General features: G+C 37.3%; 15 protein-coding genes. 12 read left to right on the top strand and 3 right to left on the bottom strand.

From position 1 onward, the window contains the following. Positions 1-286: 286 nt before the first annotated feature. The 9 genes from F7731_RS15685 to F7731_RS15645 all read left to right on the top strand — a co-directional run bounded on the left by F7731_RS15685 (position 287) and on the right by F7731_RS15645 (position 15,057). The gene (locus F7731_RS15685) at positions 287-5,647 is read left to right on the top strand and encodes a CehA/McbA family metallohydrolase (RefSeq protein WP_151535725.1); all 5,361 of its coding nucleotides are present in this window, start codon (positions 287-289) and stop codon (positions 5,645-5,647) included. A gap of 178 nt (positions 5,648-5,825) precedes the next feature. Further along, positions 5,826-7,013, top strand: a complete 1,188-nt coding sequence (locus tag F7731_RS15680) for a HupE/UreJ family protein (RefSeq protein WP_151535724.1) — start codon at positions 5,826-5,828, stop codon at positions 7,011-7,013. Positions 7,014-7,036: 23 nt separating this feature from the next. Then, the gene (locus F7731_RS15675) at positions 7,037-8,095 is read left to right on the top strand and encodes a permease (protein ID WP_212031199.1); all 1,059 of its coding nucleotides are present in this window, start codon (positions 7,037-7,039) and stop codon (positions 8,093-8,095) included. A 29-nt stretch (positions 8,096-8,124) separates the two neighbouring features. Further along, a complete protein-coding gene (locus tag F7731_RS15670; protein WP_151535723.1) occupies positions 8,125-9,033 on the top strand; it encodes a TIGR03943 family putative permease subunit in 909 nt (302 codons plus the stop codon). A 20-nt stretch (positions 9,034-9,053) separates the two neighbouring features. Then, the gene (locus tag F7731_RS15665) at positions 9,054-9,929 is read left to right on the top strand and encodes a hypothetical protein (RefSeq protein ID WP_151535722.1); all 876 of its coding nucleotides are present in this window, start codon (positions 9,054-9,056) and stop codon (positions 9,927-9,929) included. Between the two features lie 290 nt (positions 9,930-10,219). After that, the gene (locus tag F7731_RS15660) at positions 10,220-11,101 is read left to right on the top strand and encodes a GNAT family N-acetyltransferase (RefSeq protein ID WP_151535721.1); all 882 of its coding nucleotides are present in this window, start codon (positions 10,220-10,222) and stop codon (positions 11,099-11,101) included. A 125-nt stretch (positions 11,102-11,226) separates the two neighbouring features. Further along, positions 11,227-12,168: a magnesium/cobalt transporter CorA gene (corA, locus tag F7731_RS15655; RefSeq protein WP_151535720.1), complete on the top strand. Its 942-nt coding sequence runs from the start codon at positions 11,227-11,229 to the stop codon at positions 12,166-12,168. 180 nt (positions 12,169-12,348) lie between these two features. Next, the gene (locus F7731_RS15650) at positions 12,349-13,524 is read left to right on the top strand and encodes an LL-diaminopimelate aminotransferase (RefSeq protein WP_151535719.1); all 1,176 of its coding nucleotides are present in this window, start codon (positions 12,349-12,351) and stop codon (positions 13,522-13,524) included. Positions 13,525-13,575: 51 nt separating this feature from the next. Then, entirely contained in the window at positions 13,576-15,057 is a 1,482-nt protein-coding gene (locus F7731_RS15645) for an aldehyde dehydrogenase family protein (protein WP_151535718.1), read from the top strand. A 214-nt stretch (positions 15,058-15,271) separates the two neighbouring features. On the opposite strand, the gene F7731_RS15640 is transcribed toward F7731_RS15645, so the two are convergent. Beyond that, positions 15,272-16,534 carry a CdaR family transcriptional regulator gene (locus F7731_RS15640; RefSeq protein WP_151535717.1) on the bottom strand — a complete coding sequence of 421 codons (1,263 nt, stop codon included), beginning with the start codon at positions 16,532-16,534 and terminating at the stop codon, positions 15,272-15,274. A gap of 333 nt (positions 16,535-16,867) precedes the next feature. Between F7731_RS15640 and F7731_RS15635 the strand changes: the two genes are divergently transcribed. Together F7731_RS15635 and F7731_RS15630 are read left to right on the top strand one after the other, a co-directional pair. After that, positions 16,868-18,034, top strand: coding sequence for an NAD(P)/FAD-dependent oxidoreductase (locus F7731_RS15635; protein ID WP_151535716.1), 1,167 nt, complete (start codon positions 16,868-16,870; stop codon positions 18,032-18,034). A gap of 124 nt (positions 18,035-18,158) precedes the next feature. Next, positions 18,159-18,950 (top strand): aspartate/glutamate racemase family protein, encoded by a 792-nt coding sequence (locus F7731_RS15630; protein ID WP_246197236.1) that lies wholly within the window; start codon positions 18,159-18,161, stop codon positions 18,948-18,950. A 209-nt stretch (positions 18,951-19,159) separates the two neighbouring features. Here F7731_RS15630 and F7731_RS15625 read toward each other — a convergent pair whose 3' ends face one another. After that, positions 19,160-20,680, bottom strand: coding sequence for a sodium-dependent transporter (locus F7731_RS15625; RefSeq protein ID WP_151535715.1), 1,521 nt, complete (start codon positions 20,678-20,680; stop codon positions 19,160-19,162). Positions 20,681-21,083: 403 nt separating this feature from the next. Next, positions 21,084-22,256 carry a CdaR family transcriptional regulator gene (locus F7731_RS15620; RefSeq protein WP_151535714.1) on the bottom strand — a complete coding sequence of 391 codons (1,173 nt, stop codon included), beginning with the start codon at positions 22,254-22,256 and terminating at the stop codon, positions 21,084-21,086. A 195-nt stretch (positions 22,257-22,451) separates the two neighbouring features. On the opposite strand from F7731_RS15620, the gene F7731_RS15615 reads away from it, so the two are divergent. Next, on the top strand, positions 22,452-23,624 hold the full coding sequence (locus F7731_RS15615; protein ID WP_151535713.1) for a saccharopine dehydrogenase family protein: 1,173 nt from the start codon (positions 22,452-22,454) through the stop codon (positions 23,622-23,624). Positions 23,625-23,698: the final 74 nt, after the last annotated feature.

Genomic DNA, 23,698 nt, shown 5'->3' with positions numbered 1-23,698 from the left:
CTAATTTAAGAAAATATGGAGGAATGAATATATTAAACTAACAAAATGATAGATACGAAAGATTCGTTTTCAATTTTTTATTATCAAATCATTAACCAGAATACTGTTCTATCAAAATCGGTTCTTCAAACACGGAAAGGAGCTGATGCATATGTAGGTCTATCCAAAATTTTTATGTAAGACGTTTTGAAAGAAGGAATTGCTATTTTGCAAAAATTATTTTTAATTTTCAGAATTACCCTTTTATGATGAATTTTATACTTAATACAAGGAGTGGAATGATTACATGCATAATTTTAATCGCAGGCATAAGAAGTGGTTCAGCATTGCCTTAACGTTACTTATGTTGTTTACACTTGTCGTGCCATCGAATTTGATGACAAATGTGCCTAAAGCTGAGGCGGCTGTTACTTCACCGCAGGGTGGAGCGGCAGATCATGTGGTTATCAGTCAAGTTTACGGATACGGAGGCAGCGGGCCGAATGAATATCTTTATAAATTCGTTGAGCTCTATAATCCGACTGACGAAGATATTGATTTAAAGGATTGGTCGCTTCAATATGCTGCGGCGGGAGCGACGTCTGCTTATTCACAAAAAATCATTTTAACAGGCGTAATTAAAGCAAAAGGATATTATCTTATTCAAGCAGGTTCTAATGCTAACCCGCCTGTAGAGCCTACAAATGGAAAACCTCTGCCAACGCCGGATGATAAATCAGCTGGCCCAGGCTCATTTAACTTCAGTGCAACAACAGGCGGAAAAATTGCATTATCAAACCAAAAAGCAAACAGTATTACAGGCAGTGCAGATCCGAGCGTTGTTGATTTTGTCGGTTACGGGACGGCTTCTGATTATATAGGTAAACCCGCAAATTTACCTGCATCAAGAACGTTCGCCCGCAAAACAAATACAGGGTTAGATCCGAGTGTTTTAGGTGACGGGAATGGATTTAGTTCTTCTAGCAACTTAGATGATTTTGCTACAGCAAGTGCATTTCCAAGAAATTCCTCCTATCAGCTGGGTTCTGGCCACGTTGACTTAGGTGCAAAAAATATTGCTGATTTACGTGCAAATGATAACGATGGAATCCCAACGACTCTTGGGAATAAAGCTACGATTGAAGGTATTGTAACCGCCGTTAAACTAGGAACGGAAAAAACGAGCTTCTTCATCCAAGATTCTACTAGCGGAATCAATGTCATAAGTGCGAATGCTCCATCTTTATCAATAATAGAGGGTCAAAAATTAAAAGTGACTGGGCATGTAGCCTTTAACAAAGGTATGACACAATTCGTTCTGGAAAGCATGGAAGACCTTGAAACAGGAAATGTGCTTAGCCCAGAGGAAATGAACATTTCAGATTTAGGCAGCTATGACACAGCTGAACCTCTAGAAGGAAAACTTATTTCTTTTACAGGTCAAGTAAGCAATATCCCTTCCAATGGTAATGACCTAAACATTACTGTTGCGGATGGGGAACATACAGCGATTGTCAAAATTTTAGGCATGACAGGCATTGATGTTGCAAGTGTCCTTGAAGTAAATGATACCTATACTTTTGTAGGAATTGCAGGTCAATCGAAATCCGTTGCACCTTATACGAACGGATATTATTTAATGCTAAGAAGCGCCGATGACATTAAGGGAGAGTTAGCCTTAAGCCACGAGCCGATTTCTGAAACATACCCAGGAATGGACGTTCCTTTCACGGCCATCGCTAAATATGCTGATTCAGTTACTCTTTTTTACAAAGATAGCCAAAAAACAGACTATCAGGCAATCGAGATGATTAAAGACGAGATTAGCTTCAATGGAAAAATAGCGGAAAAAGATGTGCCTGCACATTTCCAATACTATATTGAAGCGAAGTCTGGCAGTAAAACGAAATCAGTCGGAACGGCTGAAAAGCCATTTGATGTAGCAGTTGTAACGAAACAGACCGGACCGGCATTCTACGATGAACAGCCCCAAGGAAAGATCGATACACAACACCCGGTCATTTCTGTGAAAATGTCTGATCCATACGGAGTAGATCTTTCAAAAGTATCGATGAAAATCGATGGATCTGATTTTACGAAAAAGGCTGAAATTTCTAATGGGGAAATTAAGCTTGCTCTTACTCCAAATGATGACCTAAGCATGGGTCCTCATACAGTAACGGTTGAAGCTGCAGACAAGCTTGGAAACCGTTCAAACCATACTTGGACGTTTGAAGTTCAGGAGAGATTTAAAGGTGGAAACCATTATCTTGGTACAACACATAACCATACAAGGATTTCCCATGATGCGGTAGGTGAGCCGGAAGACGCGCTCAAGGCAGCGATTCAACATGATTATGATTGGTTTGCGTTCTCAGATCATTCCCATGACATTGATGCTGAATTAGTTGGCCAAGACTCTGTTGATCACAATGGCATGCAGGAGCGTAAAGGCGGAAAAGATTGGGAATTAACGAAGCAATTAGCGAAAGATTACACGAAAAACGAAGAGTTTGTTGTTTTCCCAGCATTCGAAATGACTTCCACTACATGGGGGCATTCTAATGTTTTTGGAACTGAAAACTTTATCGATCGTAAACAAAATGGCGGAATTTATCAGGATTTACAACAATATTATGCATGGGTGTTAACTTATGATGATATCGTTGCCCAATTTAACCACCCAGCCATGTCGAAAGACGCGTTTGATAACTTTATTCCGTACGATAAAAACCTGGACAAACTTTTCACCATGCTGGAAGTAGGTAATGGGTCAGGTAAATATTCATATGTAAATACGGAAAACAAATTTTTCAATGCCCTTGATCTAGGATGGCATGTTGCGCCAACATACGGCGAAGACAACCATGACGCTACTTGGGGACAAACGAACAAAAGAACGGTTATTGTCGCGAATGATCTTTCACAAGATTCATTGCTAGATGCGATGAAAAAAATGAGGGTTTATTTTACAGAAGATAAGGATTTCAACATGGATGTTCTGGCGAGCGGATTCTATATGGGTTCTACGACAGACACAAAACAGCTGAATTTCGACATTAAAGGAACATCGCCAAACAGAAACATTTCTAAAGTGGAGATCGTAACGAATGGCGCAACTGTGGTGAAAACGATCACTCCGAACTCAAAAGAGCTTGATTGGAAGCCGGAACCGATCAATGTGGTGGGCGGACAACAATGGTATGTCGTTCGAGTGACACTCGATAATGGAGACAGAGCGTATTCTGCCCCAATCTGGTCACCAGAGGAAGATTTATCGGTTAAGGTAAGCAATGTGGAGTCAGTTGACGGTGCAATCATCGCGAACTCCTCTGCAAAATTAAAAGCTGGCATCTCTAACCTTGGGGTGAAAAATGTCGGTAACTTGGTAGCCCATTTCTATTACGACAATGTGGACCAAGCGCATTTCATTGGAGATGCGTCAATCGAAGCACTTGGTGCAAATTCGTCCACAAGTGTGAATATGACATGGTCAAACCCAGTTGCAGGTGAACACAATATTATTGTTGTGCTTGAAGCAAAAGACGGCAATGATCTCGGTGAAAATCAGTATGTCAAAGCTTTTAAAATTAAAGAGGCTCTTAATATCAAAGTCATGATTGACGCTTCACGTAAAAACGAGAATTCGTCAACAGATGCTGGAACTTATAAAGATAATATGAAGGAAATTACCACGAAGCTACGACAAGAAGCGTACACATTGGCTGAAAACTTAGGTACGATTACTGCAGAAACACTTAAAGATGTGAAAGTTTTCATTATCACACATCCAGAAACAGTTTATAGTGATAGCGAAATTAAGGTGATTCACGATTTTGTTCATGCAGGTGGTTCCTTGCTTGTAGCAGGTAAGAGCAATTACAAAGTAAACCAAAGCCCGAATAGCTTATTGCATGGCATTGGTTCGAGCCTATTAATAAACAATGATGGTGTGTTCGATGAATCGAAGAGCGGAAACTTCTGGGCCAATCCATTAACTTCGAATTTCGCGGTTCGAGCTCATCCGAAACCGATGTTGAACGACTATCGTCTCGACTTTGTTACGAAAGTAGACTATTACAGCGGTGCAAGTTTAGCGCAAAATGATGGAAATGGAAATAAAATTCCACTTACGGATAAAAACGAAAATGTTACGATTCTTATAAGTGGGAACGAAACGACGTTCCAAGATAACTTGAAACCAGATGCCGCTATTTACAATAGCTACAAAGCTGGCGCTCAACCTGGCGATGAAGTGAAAGGCGGAACAAGTATCCCGCTAGCTGCTGCAGAACAAGTTGGGAAAGGTCGAATCTTTGTAACAGCTATGAACATTTTCAATGATAAGCAAATGGATCAATCTTTCGAACCGAAAGGGAACGTGCCTTTAGCATTTAATATTGTGAATTGGCTAGCCAATCGCGAAGTAACGAAAGTAACCAAAATTGGTGATGCACGCCTTTTACCTGAAGATAAGGAAGTCGTTGTTCAAGGAAAAGTGACGAGTGCGGCAGGTGTATTCTTCGATGCCTTCTATGTGCAAGACGAAACAGGAGGAATCATGGCTTTTAACGAAGTACCAGACAATTCCCTAAAAGAAGGCGACATCGTAAGGGTATACGGTCACATTAAAACATTTGAAAATAACTTAGAAGTTGAATTCGGCAACTTTAATGAGAGTGTCGTGAAAATCAGCTCGGGTGAGCCATTACAGCCTAAAGTGATGACGACGAAAGAGGCAACAGACGATCGTAATCAAGGCCAATTAATTAAGGTAAAAGGAAAAGTGAAGGACAATAGTAACGCTGAAACGGATTCTCCTTCCTATATCATTAATGACGGCAGTGGTGATGTGTTAGTCTTTGTTGATGGTTATATTATTAACCAAACCGGCCCAATCCCTAAATTGAAGGTTGGAGAAACGCTCGAAGCAGTTGGTTACACGGCTAAAACGGGTTCAGGACCGCAAATTCGTGTCGGTAATACAAAGCTAATGCAAAAACTTGCTGATGTAATTGATGAAGATCCTGGTATACCTGATGACAACATCGACAATGAGGAAATGAAGCCTGTTACAATTACGCCTGAGCAGTTATCAAAAGGCAATAAAGGAAAGGTTTCTGTCGAAGTTCCTAATCATACGTCCGAAATTCTATTGCCATATAATACAATCGATTCGCTTGGAAAGAACGATCTTGAAGTTAAAACAGATCTTCTAACAATGAAAGTACCACAGAAAATGTTGAAGGAAATGACTAATAAGCTTTCAACTAAGGAATTAAAAGATAGTACGATTTCATTAAAAATGAAGCGCCTGTCCACATCGGAGGAAAATGATCTTATTTCCAGCATGAAGTCGATCTCTCAGTCGGAGATAAAGCAAATGAGCAAAGTGTACGATTTTGCTCTTTCCATCACGACAAAAAGTGGGAAGAATGAGGTTTTTACCACGTTTAATCATCCGATTACGATTGAACTTACAGTTGATCCAAATACAAATCCAAAGTCAGCTGTACTTTACAACATTTCTGCCGACGGAAAGCATACGTATGAGCCGATCGCAGGAAAGATTGTAAATGGAAAAATGGTTGCAGAAATCGGTCAATATGGTAAATATGTTGTTCTTGACCAAAAGATTGTAAACCAAGATACGAAGAAGAATAAATAACAAATTAAACATAAACAATCAAAAAGAGGATGACTCATAAACAAATTGTCAGACCCCGCAATATCAATATATTGTAGATTGGATTCATTAACATCTACTGTAATTGTACACTGTGTGGGTCAGACTCCCTTGAGTCATCCTTTTCTTACTGTCAACTAGAGGGGAGCCAACATTATTCATGTTGCAATTTAAGAAGCGTTTTATGATAAGTATTGCGATCATGTTATTCGCATTTTTATTTCCTGCCATGCAATCCGTTGATGCGCATCCTTACAGCGCAAGCTACACAACGTTACAGTTGACAAAATCGTATACGAAGATGACTTATGCGCTTGATGAACTGTCTGTCATTGAGTTAACAAAAGGTGATCTTAATCAAAATGGCATGCTAGAACAAGAAGAATTTGATGCTGTCCGTGATCAATTTATAGAAACATTGAAAGAAAACATCACGTTGAGAATGAATGGGGAAGAAAAATCGTGGACGAGTGTAGAAAGTGTCACACTAGATCGCAAAGGCAGTGATACGCAAATTATTCTGAGTGTCATTTATCCTCCAGTTTCTGAATCTCAATCGGTTTCTTTGAAAGATGATCTGTATGTAGGTGATTCCAAAACGAACTACGCCAACTTACTCACCATTCATTATGGCGAGCAAACAAGTACAGCAGCCATATCTGGGAATCATCGGGCTTGGGCAATGCAGCTCACTGATGAAGATTATGCAGGTTTAAAGCAGGATGATCAAACACAGCCAAAAGTAGAAAGCAAGCAAACAAATGAGGTAGAAAAGACAGCATCAGATACGGAAAAAACAACATCAGGCTGGCTGTCTTTCTTTACACTTGGGATGAACCATATTCTTGAAGGTTTTGATCATTTATTATTTCTGTTTTCCCTGCTGATTGCACGACAAACATTCAAACAATATGCTGCAGTAATCACGTCCTTCACAATTGCACATAGCTTAACCTTAACGCTAACGGTATTAGGCTGGATTGACCTGTCGCCTAAAATTGTAGAGCCTCTAATTGCGCTAAGTATTTGTTACGTCGCGATTGACAACCTGATTCGGAAAAATGTATCCTATCGCTGGATTCTGACCTTTGTCTTCGGATTGGTACATGGGATGGGATTTGCTGATATTTTAAAAGAGATGAACATACCGAAGAGTGAGCAGGCCGTAAATTTAGCTAGTTTTAACATTGGGATTGAAACTGTGCAACTTGGGATTGTCATCTTCCTGTTGCCTCTGCTCGGAATTTTACACCGCTGGAAGTATTCAAGGCGAGTCATTTTCATTGGATCCATACTGACTTTTGTTTTGGGTGCTATTTGGTTTGTAGAACGTGTGTTGTATGCATAAATCAGAAAGTGGGGAGAAAATTCTTGAAACAGACCATTCAACGTAGAACGCCGAAACAATGGAATAGCAGTTTCCTTGCGCTCCTATGCCTTGCCATTATTTTTATTTTATATTTTTTCTCAACGAATGATCTTGGATCGATCCCTGTTCATCCGCAACTGCAAATATTTAAAACGATCTTCATCAGTATCATTTTAGAAGCCATGCCTTTTATTTTAATTGGTGTCTTTATATCGGCGTTGCTACAAGTTTTCGTATCTGAACAGACGATTAAGAGGATGATACCGAAGAATCCCGTTTTGGGTATTATTACGGCAAGCGTCATCGGCATTATTTTCCCCATTTGTGAATGTGGGATGGTTCCGGCTATTCGTAAGTTAATCAAAAAAGGAATGCCATTATATGCGGCTGTCACGTTTATTTTAGTCGGTCCAATATTAAACCCAATTGTATTCTGGTCTACATGGACCGCTTTTCGGAATCGTCCAGAAATTACGTACTCCCGTATGGGTCTCGCTTTTTTGGTTGCGCTTGTCGTTGGACTCATTGTCTATCGATTGGTGAAAACGAATCAGTTAAGAGATCATGACGAACCCATTCACCATAAGCAAAATAAAGAAAAATTCAAGCATTCCAAGCACCATCATCAACACTCAAGTCACAAGAGCAAACGTCCTAGTAAAGTCATTGAAGTCATGGGCCATGCAACAAGTGAGTTTTTTGAGATGGGGAAATATTTGGTGTTTGGCGCCATGCTTGTCGGTTTATTGCAAACAATCGTTGCTCAAAGTACATTGATCTCACTCGGTCAAGGTCCAGTAAGTTCTAATTTACTCATGATGGGACTAGGGTTTATTCTGTCACTTTGTTCAACTTCAGATGCATTTGTCGCACAGTCTTTCACGAACACCTTTTCAAAAAGTTCACTCGTTGTCTTTATGGTGTTTGGCCCAATGATTAATTTAAAAGGAATCTTAATGATGTCGGCTGTTTTCAAACCTAGATTTGTTATTTTACTCAGTGCGTTGGTGTTTTTCTTCGTTTTAGCAGGTGCATTGCTGCTCGAGTGGTTTGTTTTGTAGTGAACAATTTGGATTGGAGGCACTGAGCAATGAAAAAAGTAAATTCCACGGTTATGCACAATTTTTTAAGAGCAACGATTTTGCTAGGGTTTGCTGGGCTGATTATCTATCTATTAGTATCGGGTGATATTCTTTACTATATTTCACCAGACCTTAAAATTTATGCAGAATTGGCTGTCATAGGTTTGTTAGTCGTTTCCGGATTTCAATATTATATTGCCTTTTGTTCGCTTAAAAGGCCGATGATCGTTTGTGAATGTGGGCATGACCATGACCACGGTCATAGCCATGAGCCATCCCGTAGCATTTGGGAAAATTCAATTATTTATTGTTTATTCCTATTCCCGTTGTTGTTAGGTTTTTGTCTTCCCAATGCCGCTTTGTCTAGTTCCTTAGTTGAAAAGAAAGGAATGAACCTAGGTGGAGGTTCATTCAGTAAACAATCTGGGGAACTAGTTCATGTAGATGGTAATGAAGATCCCGAGTTAAAAGAAATGTTTAAAACTGATAAGTATAATCGAGATTATGCGAAGCTAGGAATCCAGCTATATAAGCAAGATGTTATCGAATTAAAGGAAGAATGGTTCATGGAGAAAATTCTATCATTAGATACTTTTTCTGATAACTTTGTCGGAAAAAAAATTCAAATGAAAGGATTCATCTATCGTGAGCCAGGTATGGAAGGGTCGCAATTTATTTTGAACAGATTGGTAATGACTCACTGTATTGCAGATGTAGCCCCATTCGGAATCATTTCTGAATTTCCTCAAGCGAATGAATATGCAGACGATACGTGGGTAATTGTGACAGGTACGATTGGAAAAACAATATATAATGATAAATCAGTCATGAAAATAGAGATAGAAACAATCGAACCGATTGAAGCGCCGAAAGATGCATACGTTTATCCTGATTGGGATTTTGCTAGTAAACTTTGATTGGATAGGGAGTGATTGTTGTGCTGTTCAATTACGGCAGTATGATTCTGATCCTACTAATAGTAACATATCATATTCTTTATTTTTCTAAAAAAACAGGAAAGATGAAGGAAACGATGGGGATGACCTTCTCCATGACAGGTGCGTTCCTTGCAAGTATCGTCATGGGAATCGTATCCGCTCAAACCTTTGATCATCAACTTATGTTGTCTTTGCTTATTTCTTCTATATTTGCTAGCTGTGTCGGTTATTTCTCAGGAAAAAGGGTTAGCTTGGTAGCCTTATTAAACAGCGTGTTAGCTGGATTAGCAGGGGCAATGGTCGGCTCGGTTTTTGGAGTAATGCTATTTACTTCCAATAAAGTCATCCTGATCACTGATACGGTTTTCGTTATTTTCCTATTTTTATTGCAAAGGATGATTGATAGACAGTCAGGTGAAATGAGTCATCAAAACACATTAACGAAAATGCCTGTGAAACCACTGAAACAAAAATATGCCTATATTGTTACACTTATACTATCCATCAGCATTTTTACTTTATCATTTTTCATCATCTTAAAGAAGGATGATTTCAGCACAACTCAAATTGGTCAGCCGCAAACACAGTATGCCACTCTTGACGAAGAGAACGATCTCCAAGAAGGGACAATCGAAGTGACTGCTTCCGGACTTAGCCCGATAAATACCATTTTTGCAGAAGGGACCGTGATGAAAATCACCCTTCATGTGGATTCTCATTTGGCGGATGGATTAAGGCTTGTTTCAGGTGATTTAGGCATTGATGCTGAATTAAGCGAAGGAGACAATATATTTATTATCAATAAACCGAATAGTGGAACATATGAATTTGAATTGGATCAAACATCGTTTAAAGGGACAATAACTATCGAGTAATCCACTAGTATGAATTTCTAACTAAAATTGCGACTCTTCAATAATAGAAGGTCGCTTTTTATATTTTCATATTTTTATATTTTTATATTTCAAGTCATTCGAGTTAAGTTAATCTACATTGACACTTGATTTATTCGCTTTCATAATTATTATATGAAATATTCGAAAAATACGGACGTGTTATACAGGGCAACTATCTATTGTCAGAATGCATTTTAGCGAATAGATAAAAGAGTTTTTTGGGATTTATTGTATGTATAGACTGTTTTATTAATAGGAGAGAAAAATCGATGACTAATCTAAATTTAATCAAAAATTACCAAGAAAATGAGAAAATGAGGAATAGTTTTTTCGACCTTGCAACACAAGTGTTTGGTATTCATTTTCATAGCTGGTACGAGCATGGTTTTTGGACAGAAAAATATATACCTTATTCTTTAGCTGCTGGTAATAAAATAATCGCAAATGTTTCGATCAATCTGATTAATTTAATCGTTAGCGGGGAGAAAAAAAGCGCCCTACAAGTTGGGACGGTCATGACGCATCCCGATTACCGCAAAAAAGGTCTTTCAACAAAATTGATGAACCATATTTTAAATGAATTTGCTGGCAAATATGATTTTATGTATTTATTAGCCAACCACAATGTTTTAAATTTCTATCCAAAATTTGGGTTCCGACCAGTTCAAGAGTATCAATACTCTATGGAGTTTACAAATAATCAACCTGTCCATTCCGAAATCCGTAAGCTGGATGGGAAGAACCGAAAAGATCTGCAATTTATTTATGATTTTTCATCGGAAAGAATTCCTTTATCCAAGACATTCGGAACTGAAAACACCCAAGAGTTATTAATGTTTTACTGTATGAATGTTTTCTCCAATGATGTTTATTATATAGAAAATGAGGATATGATTGTTCTATATAAGATAGAAGAAAACGAGATTCATATATTCGATCTAGTTAGTAAGAAAGGAATTATAATTGAAGTAGTCCTTTCAAAATTAACAAATAAGGGTACATATAAAGTTTTTTTTCACTATACGCCAGAATACGAAGGGATAAAATTTGAGAAGCAGCTTTACACCGGAAGTGAAGTGCTTTTTGTAAGAGAAGGTGAACAAGATACTTTCCCTAAATTTATTAAACATCCGTTAACATCACAAGCATAATCTATAGTGGTTTCACAATTTGATTATTTATCGAAATATCTGACTTGAAATCCATTTTTATTTAAAAAAAGCATGTTTCCTCCAAGCCTGTGCAAACTACATTTTATTAGGAGGATTTTATCGGTATGATACGTTCCTTTGCAGTAACAGAAAACTTACAGCTAATAGAGGGTTTGCCGATTGAGCAATTATTTGCCGATCATATTAAATGGTTTTGGATTGACTTTGAATCTCCAACTGAAGATGAAACGGCTCTTCTTAAAACACATTTTCAATTTCATCCTTTAGCAATTGAAGATTGCCTGCATTTACGGCAACGGCCAAAGCTTGATTATTATGAGGGGTATGATTTTTATGTGATTCATACATTAAATCAACATACCCTTTTACATGAAGAAGTGGATATATTTGTTGGAGAAAAATTTATTGTAACCTTTCATTTAACACCTTCTCCGGAAATTACGATGGTGCGGCAAAAATTATTAGCGAGCGGCTTTCCTTATGAACGAGGAGCTTTGCACCTGTTTTATCAATTAATGGACAAAATAGTAGATGAGTATTTTCCGGCCGTATATAAAATTGAGGATGAGTTAAGCGCTATTGAATTAGAAAATGCTAACCAAAATTTAATGAACGAGGTCTTTAAAATCCGGAGTCAATTATTAAAGCTCCGCAGAACGATTTTTCCGATGCGGGAATTGTTGTATCGAATATTGAATTCTGAAAGGGTTATAATTCCGAAAGATGAACGAATGTATTTCATGGACATTTCTGATCATTTACTAAAGCTATCAGATATGATTGAGTCGAATCGCGAAATGACAAAGGATCTCCGAGACAGCTATATTTCTTTAAATTCAGATCGCATGAATAATATTATGAAAACATTGACAGTTATCACCTCTATTTTCATTCCGTTAACTTTTATCGCGAGCATTTATGGGATGAACTTCGAATTTATGCCTGAGCTTTCATGGCATTGGGCTTATTTCGGGGTTCTTGGAATCATGTTGCTGATCGGTTCATTTTTAATTTTTGTCTTTTGGCGTATGGGCTGGTTTAAATAGTGCATGAATATAAGGGCTTCTTGGGAGTCCTTTTTTCTTTGTATAATTCATACGGAATTAGCACGGAAATTCCATTTATTTTTGTATAAAACAGCTATAGTTAATGAGACGATAAACGTGTAAATTTTAACCATACGATAATAAACTTTCTAACTTCATAAAAGAGAGGTGAGTTCGCAAATGGTTTTTCAGTCTGATAGAGTTGGTCAAATTCCTCCATACTTATTTGCTGAAATAAATAAGAAAAAAGAAGCGATGATACAAACCGGAATCGATGTGATCGATTTAGGTATAGGGGATCCTGATCTACCTACACCAAATCATATTGTCGAAAAACTAATAGCAGAAATGCAGCATCCGCTAAATTTCAAATATCCAAGTTTCATCGGACATGAAGAATTTAGAAAATCTGTTGCTGATTATTATGAAAGGGAATATAAAGTAAAGCTTGATCCGAAAACTGAAGTTCTTGCCTTAATTGGTTCAAAAGAAGGCATTGGCCACTTAATTCCTGCCTTAATTGATCCGGGTGATGTTGTTCTTATTCCGGATCCAAGCTATCCTGTTTATCGAATGGCTACACATTTGGCAAGTGGTGAGTCTTATAGCATGCTATTAAAGGAAGAGAATAATTTTGAACCAGAATTTGATTCAATCCCGAAGGACATTCTGACTCGTTCAAAGCTCATGTTTTTGAATTATCCCGGCAATCCAACGGCGGCAACCGTAGACTTAAAGCATTTTGAGCGGGCCGTTTCATTCGCTAAGGAGAATCAAATTCCGATCGCTCATGATTCAGCTTATAATATGGTCACTTTTGATGGATATAAAGCTCCAAGTATTCTTCAAGCCGAAGGAGCGAAGGAGATTGCGGTAGAATTTGGCTCTCTTTCAAAAACATATAATATGACAGGATGGCGCATTGGGTATGTTGTTGGCAATAAAGACATCATTAAATCATTGGCTGTCCTCAAAAGCAATATGGATACGGGACAATTTACACCTATCCAACTAGCTGCTGCGCATGCTCTTAATAGTGATCAAAGCTGCGTGTCAAAACATAATCAAATCTATAAAGAACGAATGGAAGCGATGATTGCTGGACTAGCATCCATTGGCATAAAAGTCGATCCGCCAAAGGGAAGTTTTTTTATTTGGGCGCCTGTTCCTGAAGGGTTTACGTCTACTGAATTTGCCACGAGTGTACTCGAACAAACAGGAGTGATTATTACACCGGGCAATGCCTTTGGTTCAGGGGGCGAAGGCTATTTCCGAGTATCCCTATCTGTGCCCACTGAAAGGCTATATGAAGCAATAGATCGAATTAAACAAAAGCTTAAAATTAAAATAAGTTAATACTATCTAAAAATATTCAAGAATAATCTATAAAACTATGTGGAGGTAAAAATGAAAAAATATTTGAATTTTATAAACGGTGAATGGAGCGCATCATCATCAAATAAATTTGTCACTGTAACGAACCCAGCAAATGGAGAGGTATTAGGAGAGGTTGTACAATCAACAGCAGAAGATGTGGATCGTGCCGTACAAGCGGCTAAAACAGCGCAAAAATCTTGGCGTTTAGTGCCCGCACCAGAACGTGCCGAATTCCTTTATAAGGTTGCTCATTTGCTTAAGGAAAGAAAAGAAGAATTGGCACAAATCTTGACTCGCGAAATGGGAAAAGTCATTGATGAAGCAAGGGGTGAAGTACAAGAAGCCATTGATATGGCCTATTATATGGCTGGAGAAGGGAGACGGCTTTTTGGAGATACAGTTCCGTCCGAGCTTCGCAATAAGTTCGCGATGAGTGTTCGCGTGCCAATTGGAATTGCCGGTTTAATTACACCATGGAATTTTCCGATTGCGATCGCGTCTTGGAAGTCCCTTCCTGCACTTGTTTCTGGAAATGCGGTTGTTTGGAAGCCTGCGACTGAAACACCGGGTGTTGCTCAAGAATTTGTTCGGATTTATGAAGAGGCAGGGCTACCAAAAGGACTTGTTAATCTAGTAAATGGTTCCGGTAGTGTTGTAGGAAATGCCATGGTTGACCATCCAGATATCGATTTAATCTCCTTCACTGGCTCCAATGAAGTAGGGAAACAAATTAATGAAAAGGCTGGCGGCTTGTTAAAGAGAACTTCTTTAGAAATGGGCGGAAAGAACGCAGTTACTGTCCTTGAAGACGCAGATATAGACCTTGCTGTTGACGGAATTTTATGGGGAGCGTTTGGGACAAGCGGACAAAGGTGTACAGCGACAAGTCGGGTAATTGTTCATGAAAGCGTGAAAGAAAAGCTTGAAAGTAAGCTAGTTGAGCGGATCTCTGAATTAAAGTTAGGGGATGGTCTTGATGAATCAGTGAAAGTTGGCCCTGTAATCAATCGCTCCTCACTTGAACGTATTGATGAATATGTGAAAATCGGCATCAATGAAGGTGCTAAGCTCTTAGTTGGAGGTCATATCGTAACAGAAAATGGTTTAGATAGAGGAAACTTCTATGCCGCAACCATTTTTACAGATGTAAAACCTAACATGAGAATTGCAAAAGAAGAAATTTTTGGACCTGTTACTTCCATTATTTCAGTAAAAAGCTTAGAAGAGGCTGTTGAAGTGAATAATAGTGTGGAATTTGGCCTTTCAAGTGCGATTTATACTGCTGACGTAAACCGTGCCTTTCAAGCAATGAGAGATCTTGATACGGGAATTGTTTATGTGAATGCCGGTACGACAGGTGCTGAAATACATCTGCCATTTGGCGGAACGAAAGGAACTGGCAACGGCCACCGTGACTCTGGAGTAGCATCATTAGATGTATACACAGAATGGAAATCCATCTATGTCGATTATAGCGGGAAATTACAAAGAGCCCAAATTGATAATTATTAATCTACAAAAAGCTGGTTAATAGTAAATACAAAGTAAAAATGATTCATATAAGAAAACTCGAGCCCGAGTTTTCTTATACCTTCAGGTTCGAGTTTTTCTTACTCTTCTCACAATTATTATATAACCTGTATTCCTTGCTTTTTTTACTGCAACAAGGAATACAGGTTTTTTTATTATTGGATTAGATGGTATTTAACAACGGCAATTTGATCGATTACTGAGTAATAGTTCTCTCGGTAGTATTTTGCTCGTCGATTCTCCAAGGTTTATTCACTGTTTCTGAATTTTTTATAGCAAAATATAATAGAAGACAATGCTCAAAACTGGCAATATCTAAAGAGGTTAGTTCTTTAATTTTTTCTAGTCGGTATACCAATGAATTTCGGTGGAGAAATAAAATCCGTGCGGTTTCACTTAAATTCATATTGGCCTTACAATAAGTAAGAAAAGTGTATGACAGAGTAGGGTAATTCACATGTTTTAAAAAATCATCTATTCTCTCAGTGAGTCTATCAGAAATGTAAGGGGTTAGGCCATTTGCAAGAAGTTCTAACATAATGTTCCAGTCATTGTAATAATAAATTTCAGGTGAGATTTTAGTCTTTTTCCCTGCTATTAACGCTTTCAAAGAATCTTGGTAAGATTCTTTAATCCCTCGGATGCCCTTATTTACACTGCCTATGGAGATACTTGCAGTTAAATTAAATTTTGTTTTTACGTATTTCGCCATTCTTTGGATATTGTGCTCCATCCGTTTAATAAAAAGATCATGAGCTTCGTCCGTGTTTTTTGTTTTTATGACGATAAATTGATCTAAAGTTAACAAGGAAATCAAGTCTTCCTCGTTGTCGAATAGATAAAATTTTAAAGTATCTATTAAATTGTTCTGGAGAAATTGCCATGCAAATTTATCTGGACAATGATTTTTTTGCTGTATAGAAAAGCTATTCAAAAGCATATCAATTTCAATTAGTATGCACACTCGACTTATATCCAAATCTAGATTAAAGCCAAGCATCTTCCCATACCGAACGAGGTACTCTGAATCGCCTGTTTTTACAGAATTCAAAAGGTATTGGATAAAATTATCAAGCGTTTTAGATTCAAGAACACTCATTTCTTTCTTTAAATATTCAAGGCACATTAATTCAACATGGCTTTTAACAAGCTGGGCATATTTTTTTATCTCGGCAGGATCCCCTATTATCCCAAGAACACCAATCGATGCGTTATTTATTATTATCGGTGTGGCAATTCCAGGAAGTACATTTCGGAATTTCTTTACATCATTAAAGTCATAACTAATAGCTTCCTTTTTTTCTAATACATCGATGGAGGCTTTGTGGAAACTGCCCAAACGGTTTGAATCACTTGATCCAATAATGAATCCCTTATTATCTGTAATGCTAATTGGATATCCGATAATTTTTGTCGTATTCTCAACGATAGTTTGAGCTATATCTTCTAAAAAGTACAAACCGTTCACCTCTTTTATATATAAGAATGGCTCTAATTAATGAAGTTGTTCATATCGTCCGAAACTTGAATTATATCCAGAGTGCAGCGTCTGCTTAAAAAATGGCACTCACTAGGAGAAAACAATCCGCTCGCATTCTATAGCCAAAATGTCCTTTAAAATATTCTGTATAATAATGAATTCTTCATTAAATGTTAAATCCCTTGTATAATTTTACTATTAAAATAATTAATAATATTCAATAATTTGTGGAAATTGCCCGTAGTCTGCTTTAAAAGAAATTAGTACATTGGTATTAATAGGTTTATATTGGAATGAAAGGTGGGTTCATCAATGAAAAATAAGGCAGACATTATCATTATAGGTGGGGGAGTAATCGGCTCAAGTATTGCTTACAATCTTTTGAATGATGGCTTCAATGGTAAAGTATTAGTTTTTGAAAAGGATGGAATTTATGAATTTGCCTCGACTCCAAGAAGTGCTGGGGGCTTTAGACAACTTTACACAACAGTGATAAATATGCAGTTAAGTAAATACAGTTTACAAATCTATAAGAATTTTTCAAAAGATATGGCTATTGATGGAGAAGAAGTTGAAATTGATTTTAAACAAAGAGGGTATTTATTCCTAGCAAGAGATGAAATGATGTTACGATTTGAACAACATTTAAAGCTTCAAAATGAAAACGGTATCAACTCACAATTACTAGAAGGAAATGAATTGTTAAAGATCATACCTGAACTAAATATTAATGACCTTGCTGGTGGACTTTATTGTAATGAAAGTGGTTACTTAGACCCATACTCAGTTATGCAAGGATATATAAAGTATGCAAAGAAATTAGGTGCTGAATATGTATACGATGAAGTTGACAGCCTATTGACAGAGCAGGATCAAATCAAAGGGGTAAGGCTTGCTAATGGCAGTGAATATTTTGCTCCAATTGTAGTGAATTGTGCAGGTGCCTGGGCTTCAATACTAAGTGAAAAAGCGAACCTTCCTTTACCAGTGGTACCCCTTCCGCGACAAATTTTTCAGTTTGATATCGAAAAACCATTGAAAAGATACCTCCCATTAACGATGGATCCAACAGGCGTATACTTCCGTCATGAAGGTGAAAAGTTTATTTCCGGCTATGCTGAGGAAATTGAACCAAGTATTACTTTTAAGTGGAGCAGGTCTGCCTTCGTTGAAAATATTTGGCCAGTACTTGCCAACCGGATCAATAACTTTGAAAAGGCGAAAATTGAACGTGGCTGGTCTGGTTTGTATGATTTTAACACAAAAGATCATAATGCCATTTTGGGAGAATATCCAGCAATGAAAGGATACTTTGTTGCTTTCGGATTTAGCGGACATGGAATGCAGCAAGCGCCTGCGGTTGGGAAGTGCTTATCTGAACTCATTCGAACAGGAGAATACGAAACGCTTGATTTAAAACCATTAAGGGTGGAACGATTTGCAGAAAATGAATTAGTCATTGAAGATGCAATCTACTAATATATTTTGTTAGTAAATTATCAAATGAGTCTAGGTTTTAGACTCATTTGATAAATAGCAAAAAAGACCGTTATATATTTATGTAATATTAATGAAGGCATTTTTTAAAGGGGGTTGAGACTGTTTGATTATTAAATCTTGTCAGAAAACGGGTTATAACTATATTGGAGAGGAAAAACAGACTAGAATGGTTTATCAAAAAAAAGGGCAATATGTCACAGGTTTTTCAGTTGGAATTCTTTATTTAGACGCTTGTTGGTATCCAGTTATTCCTGGGAATGTTGCGAATCTTGAAACTTATGATTTTCCTGTTCAATTAAAAGTAGTTTCTGGGTGTCATACGGCCAATCTTCTTTCAGGAGATTCAACATTGTTAGATAGTATCATTGATGCTGCAAAGGAATTAGAGGCGGAAGGAGCTAGAGCAATAAGTGCAGCTTGTGGCTTCTTTGGAAACTTTCAAGATAAAGTAGCTGAAGCAGTCGATATCCCAGTTTATTTGTCTAGTGTTATCCAAATACCATGGATAAGGACAGGGTTAAAGTCATCAAAAAAAATAGGTATATTAACAGCTTATGAAGCTGGACTAACTGAAAAATTATTCGAAAGTTGTGGTGTGACTAACACAGGCAACCTAATAATAAGAGATTTGAGTCAAGAAGAAGAATTTTCCGCAATCCTTGAAAATAGGGGTTCATTTGATAATGAAAAAGTACGTCAGGAAGTAGTGGAGGCTGCAATTAGCATGGTGACTGAACACCCAGATATCGGGGCGATACTTTTAGAGTGCAGTGATATGCCGCCTTATGCAGCAGATATCCAACGATCAGTGAAGCTTCCTGTATATGATTTTATCACAATGATTAAATGGCTTCATTTTTCAACTAGCCAAAGGCCATATTACGGCTTTTTCTAAGAATGTTTGTGATCATATTTCAAAAAGGTGTTTTCAAAAGAAGTAAATAAACTAGTAAAAAGACCAGTGGACATCATGCCCACTGGCTATTGTTTTTTACTATCATTCCCTGTCATACTTAGTCGTTAGCGTTCTATATACCATAAATGAGAAGCCGCCCCAAAAGACACCTAAAATCAATATCATCATAATAATTGAAGAAATCCCCATTACATACCCTCCTTAACATCGCGAGTCTTTGGAGTATTCACAAATTCTGAATCAGCCAATCCTTCTTCTTTTACTGAGCTCCTTATCCTTTGTTTAAAACGAAGAATTAACGGAGCGATTAAACAGATAATCCCTAGTTGCAATACGACAGTTCCTACATTTGCCTCTTCAAAAGGTTTCCACCATGTGTCTGGATACCATATTGTTGCTTGATATAGCCACCAGGAAGTTAAGATGACGAATAAGACGGGGATGCAATATTTAATCGAATATACCCACCAATTATTGATTTTAATAAAGCTCACTTCATTGATTTCATCTTTCATTTTGGCCACACCATACTTAATGGCTGCAAATGCATAAAGAAAACAAGAAAATAATAATCCGATTCCCCATACCCAGTCTTGATTGTTGAAAAAAGACATATTGATTGCAGATGGGATTCCACCAATAAAAATTAGTATAGTTGTTATGGCAATGGCTTTATTTCTTTTGATTCCATGATCCGATATATTTCTTGTCACTAATTCGACCATCGCAACTAAAGAAGTAAAGGCTGCAAATGCTAAAGCACCAAAGAACGCAACTCCAAATAAATATTTTTGCGGCATGACATTGAGTAATTCCACCATGTATATAAATGTTATTCCGACATTGCCTGAACTAGTAGCTTGTGAGATATACTCCTGTGAAGGGGCTAGTGCAAAGATTGCAGGAATAATAGTCATCCCTGCTAATAATTCAACAGCGTTATTTCCAAGGCCAGCAGTAAGTGAGTTTTGTGCTATATCGTCACGTTTTTTTGTGTAAATGGCGTACGTCGCATATAATCCCCAACCGGCTCCAACTGACCATGCAGATTGCGATAATGCTTGAATCCAAGTAGATGCCTTGCCTAAATATTCCCATTGCGGAGTAAACATATATGATAGGCCTTCCATTGCTCCTGGTAATGTAATAGAGCGTATGGCTGTGAAAATTAACATAAGAAAAAGTAATGGAAGAAATATTTTGGCCATTCTTTCTATTCCTTTTGTAATTCCAATATAGACAACAAGGCCAGAGACTCCAATAGCTAGAAAATGATACATGACAGGTTCAAGTGGATTGCCAACAAAGCTGTCCCATAATTCTGTAGGATTAGATACAGATGATAAAGATCCTTTTAGAGCTAAAAATAAATATTTAAAAGTCCAGCCCACAACAACAGAATAGTAGAAAGTAATTCCAATTAGAACGAGTGTAACAAACGGTCCAAACCAGGCCAGTTTTTCACCTATGAATTGCCGAAATGAACCTACGGTACCCATTCTGCTTCTTCTGCCAATAAATATTTCTACCATAACTAACGGAAGTGACCAAAGAAATAAAAATAGTGCCCAGCCGATTAAAAATGATCCGCCCCCATGTTCTGCTACCATTCGTGGGAATCTCCAAATATTCCCTGTCCCAACAGCCATCGACATTGCAGCTAATATAAAGCCAATTCTCGACGACCAGACTACCTGATTATCTTTCACTTGGCGATCACACTCCTTTTTTAAATTTCATAAAAAAACTCATGATCATTGAAAAAAATTAATCAAGCTGACAGATATATGAAAGCGCTATCAAACATCTGCTCACCGCCCTTCTAAGTGAAGATGTTTTATTTGTATTTAAACTATATAGTTCTTTAAAATGTATTTCTACGTGCAACATTCACAAAAAATTTCCATATATACGCCTTAAATTTATTATATTTTTACCGATGGAAAATATAGGGGGTTAGAAAGCGGGGATTGAGAACATTATTACAATTGCCGGCCGATTAAACTCTATTATTGATGAAAGAGCAGAATCGAAGGGAAGGGGGGAGGAAATAAAAAAACAAACAAACCTGATAGAATTTGTTTTCAGGTTTGTTTGTTTCTACTATCTTTTTTATTTTTCCTCGTAGCACTGAATAGCGGTATACAAGAGCATACAATGTTCAAAATTGCTCGTATTAAGAGACGTGATCTCACTAATTCTTTCAAGTCGATAAATCGTTGTGTTTCGATGTATGTACAAACTTCTAGAAGCCTCACTTAATTTCATATTATTTTTACAATAAGCGATAAAAGTGGAAGATAGAACATCATAACTATCATGTTCGACTAATGGAGCAATGATCTTCATCAGCTTTTTCCTATAGGTTGCTGAGAGATCTTTTGGCAAGAGATGAAGCATAATTTCTCGTTCATTATATATATATATATTAGAAGTTTGACTTGAGCTAATTCCGATACTCATAGCTTTTTTTGCATTATTATAAGACTCGGAAACTTCCTTTATTCCGTGACTAATATCTCCAACGGCCATACAGGCAGAAACCTGATACTTTGACTCTAGAAATGAATTTAACTTCCCAAGTTTTTCGTCCAATCTTTTCATAAAAGATGAATACGAATCATAAAAAGGCAATGATTTAATAATGATAAAGCGTTCAATATTTAAAAACGAGACAATATCTCCTTTGTTTTCTTGAAATAATAAATTTAGAAAGTCCAAAACTTCTCTTTGAAAATAGGCTAACGGGAAATTACCAGCAGAAATTTTTTCAGAAAGAGAATGTATATCGATTAGTAGACATACTTGATCCTTGTCCATCTCAATATCTAACAAGTTGGCGTAATTTAAAATGTGGTCGTTTTCTTCATTTTCTTTATAGTGGATGATTTGATGAACAAAGACTTCAATCATTTTTTCTTTTAATTCGACCATTTCTTTCCTAAAGGCTTCCTGACACAACATTTCAACTTGATTTTTAACCAATTGACCATATTTCTCAACTTCTCTCGGTTCGCCTACAACCCCAAGTACTCCGATTACCTTACTATTGAACTTTATGGGAACAGAAACACCTGGCAAGATTCTTTTTTCAATTTCACTCTTGCAATCTATCATAATATTCTTCTTAATCACCTCAAGTGAAGGCTCATGAAAAATTCCAATGCGGGATTTGTCCGTTGCTCCAATGATATACCCTTTATCATCCGTTATACTAATCGGATACTGCAAAATTTCACTTGTCTTTTCAACAATATCTTGTGCAATATGTTCAAGTATTTTCATTGTTTGCCGTCCTTCCTTTGTTTTTCAACCTGCAAGCTTTCGCTTTGGAAAAAAAAACAAATATTACACCATTTATTTTATCTATTTTTGTGTATTATGTATATATTATTCCGAAAATTAATAATTTACAATAAGATCAGCATCTTTAACTATAAATTACGGTGAATTCTAGCAAATATAAGGAGGTAGCATCATATGAAAGTAGCTGTATTAGGATCTGGATTAATGGGGAAAGAAGTGGCCCGTGATTTAGTGCAAAGTGCTGGAGTTGAGGCAGTAGGGTTAGGGGATATTGATTTTGCCCGTGCGCAACAAGTCTGCTTTCAGCTTCAGTCACCAAAGATAAAGGCGTTTTCAGTCGATGCCGGTAATCGAAAAGAGCTTGCACAATTTATACGTCAATATGATGTTGTTGTCAATGCATTATTTTACTCTTTCAATGAAATTGTAGCGAGAACAGCTATTGAAGTGGGAGTAAGTTCCGTTGACCTCGGCGGACATATTGGTCATATAACTGATCGGATAATGGAGTTGAAGGAAAAGGCGGAAACTTCACAATCAACGATAATCCCTGATTTAGGAGTTGCGCCCGGTATGATTAATATTTTGGCGGGCTACGGCGGAAGCAAGCTTGACAAAATCGAATCAATCAAAATGTATGTTGGCGGGATCCCTGTTAAACCTGAAGCCCCGCTAGAATATAATCATGTTTTTTCAATGGAAGGATTATTTGATCACTATACAGATTCATCTTTAATCATCCGCAACGGAGTAAAGCAGGAAGTCCCTTCACTATCAGAAGTGGAAAAAATTTATTTTGAGCAATTTGGTCCATTAGAAGCCTTTCATACATCTGGCGGGACTTCGACGCTGCCTTATTCATACCCACAATTAGATGAATTAGAATATAAAACGATCCGCTACCCAGGTCATGCCGAGAAATTCAAATTGCTCGTTGACCTTAATCTGACCCGTAACGATTATGAGGTGGAGGTAAGAGGGCAAACGGTGAAACCTAGAGAAGTACTATTAAAGGTTCTTGACCCGATTGTCGACTTAAAGGATAAAGATGATGCCGTATTACTTCGTGTAATTGTTAAAGGCGAGAAAAATGGCCAAAAAACGGCGTACGAATATGAAATGACGACATTTAAAGATCGGGCAAATAACGTAACGGCCATGGCACGGGCGACTGCCAATACCATTTCTGTTGTAGCGCAAATGATTGGAAATGAAACAATTATTAAAAAAGGCGTACATCCTCCAGAGCAAATTGTACCAGGGAAGGAATATATCGAAGAAATGTCAAAGAGAAATATTATTATTACTGAGATTGAGAAACAAGAAAAATCTGCAGTCAATGCATAAGTTCTCAGCACCCTCTGTTCAGGCGAAGGAGGGTGTTTTTCTATATTGATAAGTAATACAAAAATTTATTTTTA

The sequence above is a fragment of the Cytobacillus depressus genome, assembly GCF_008923245.1.
In the GTDB taxonomy this organism is placed as follows: Bacteria; Bacillota; Bacilli; order Bacillales; family Cytobacillaceae; genus Cytobacillus; species Cytobacillus depressus.
This window is presented reverse-complemented; position numbering and strand designations above follow the sequence as displayed.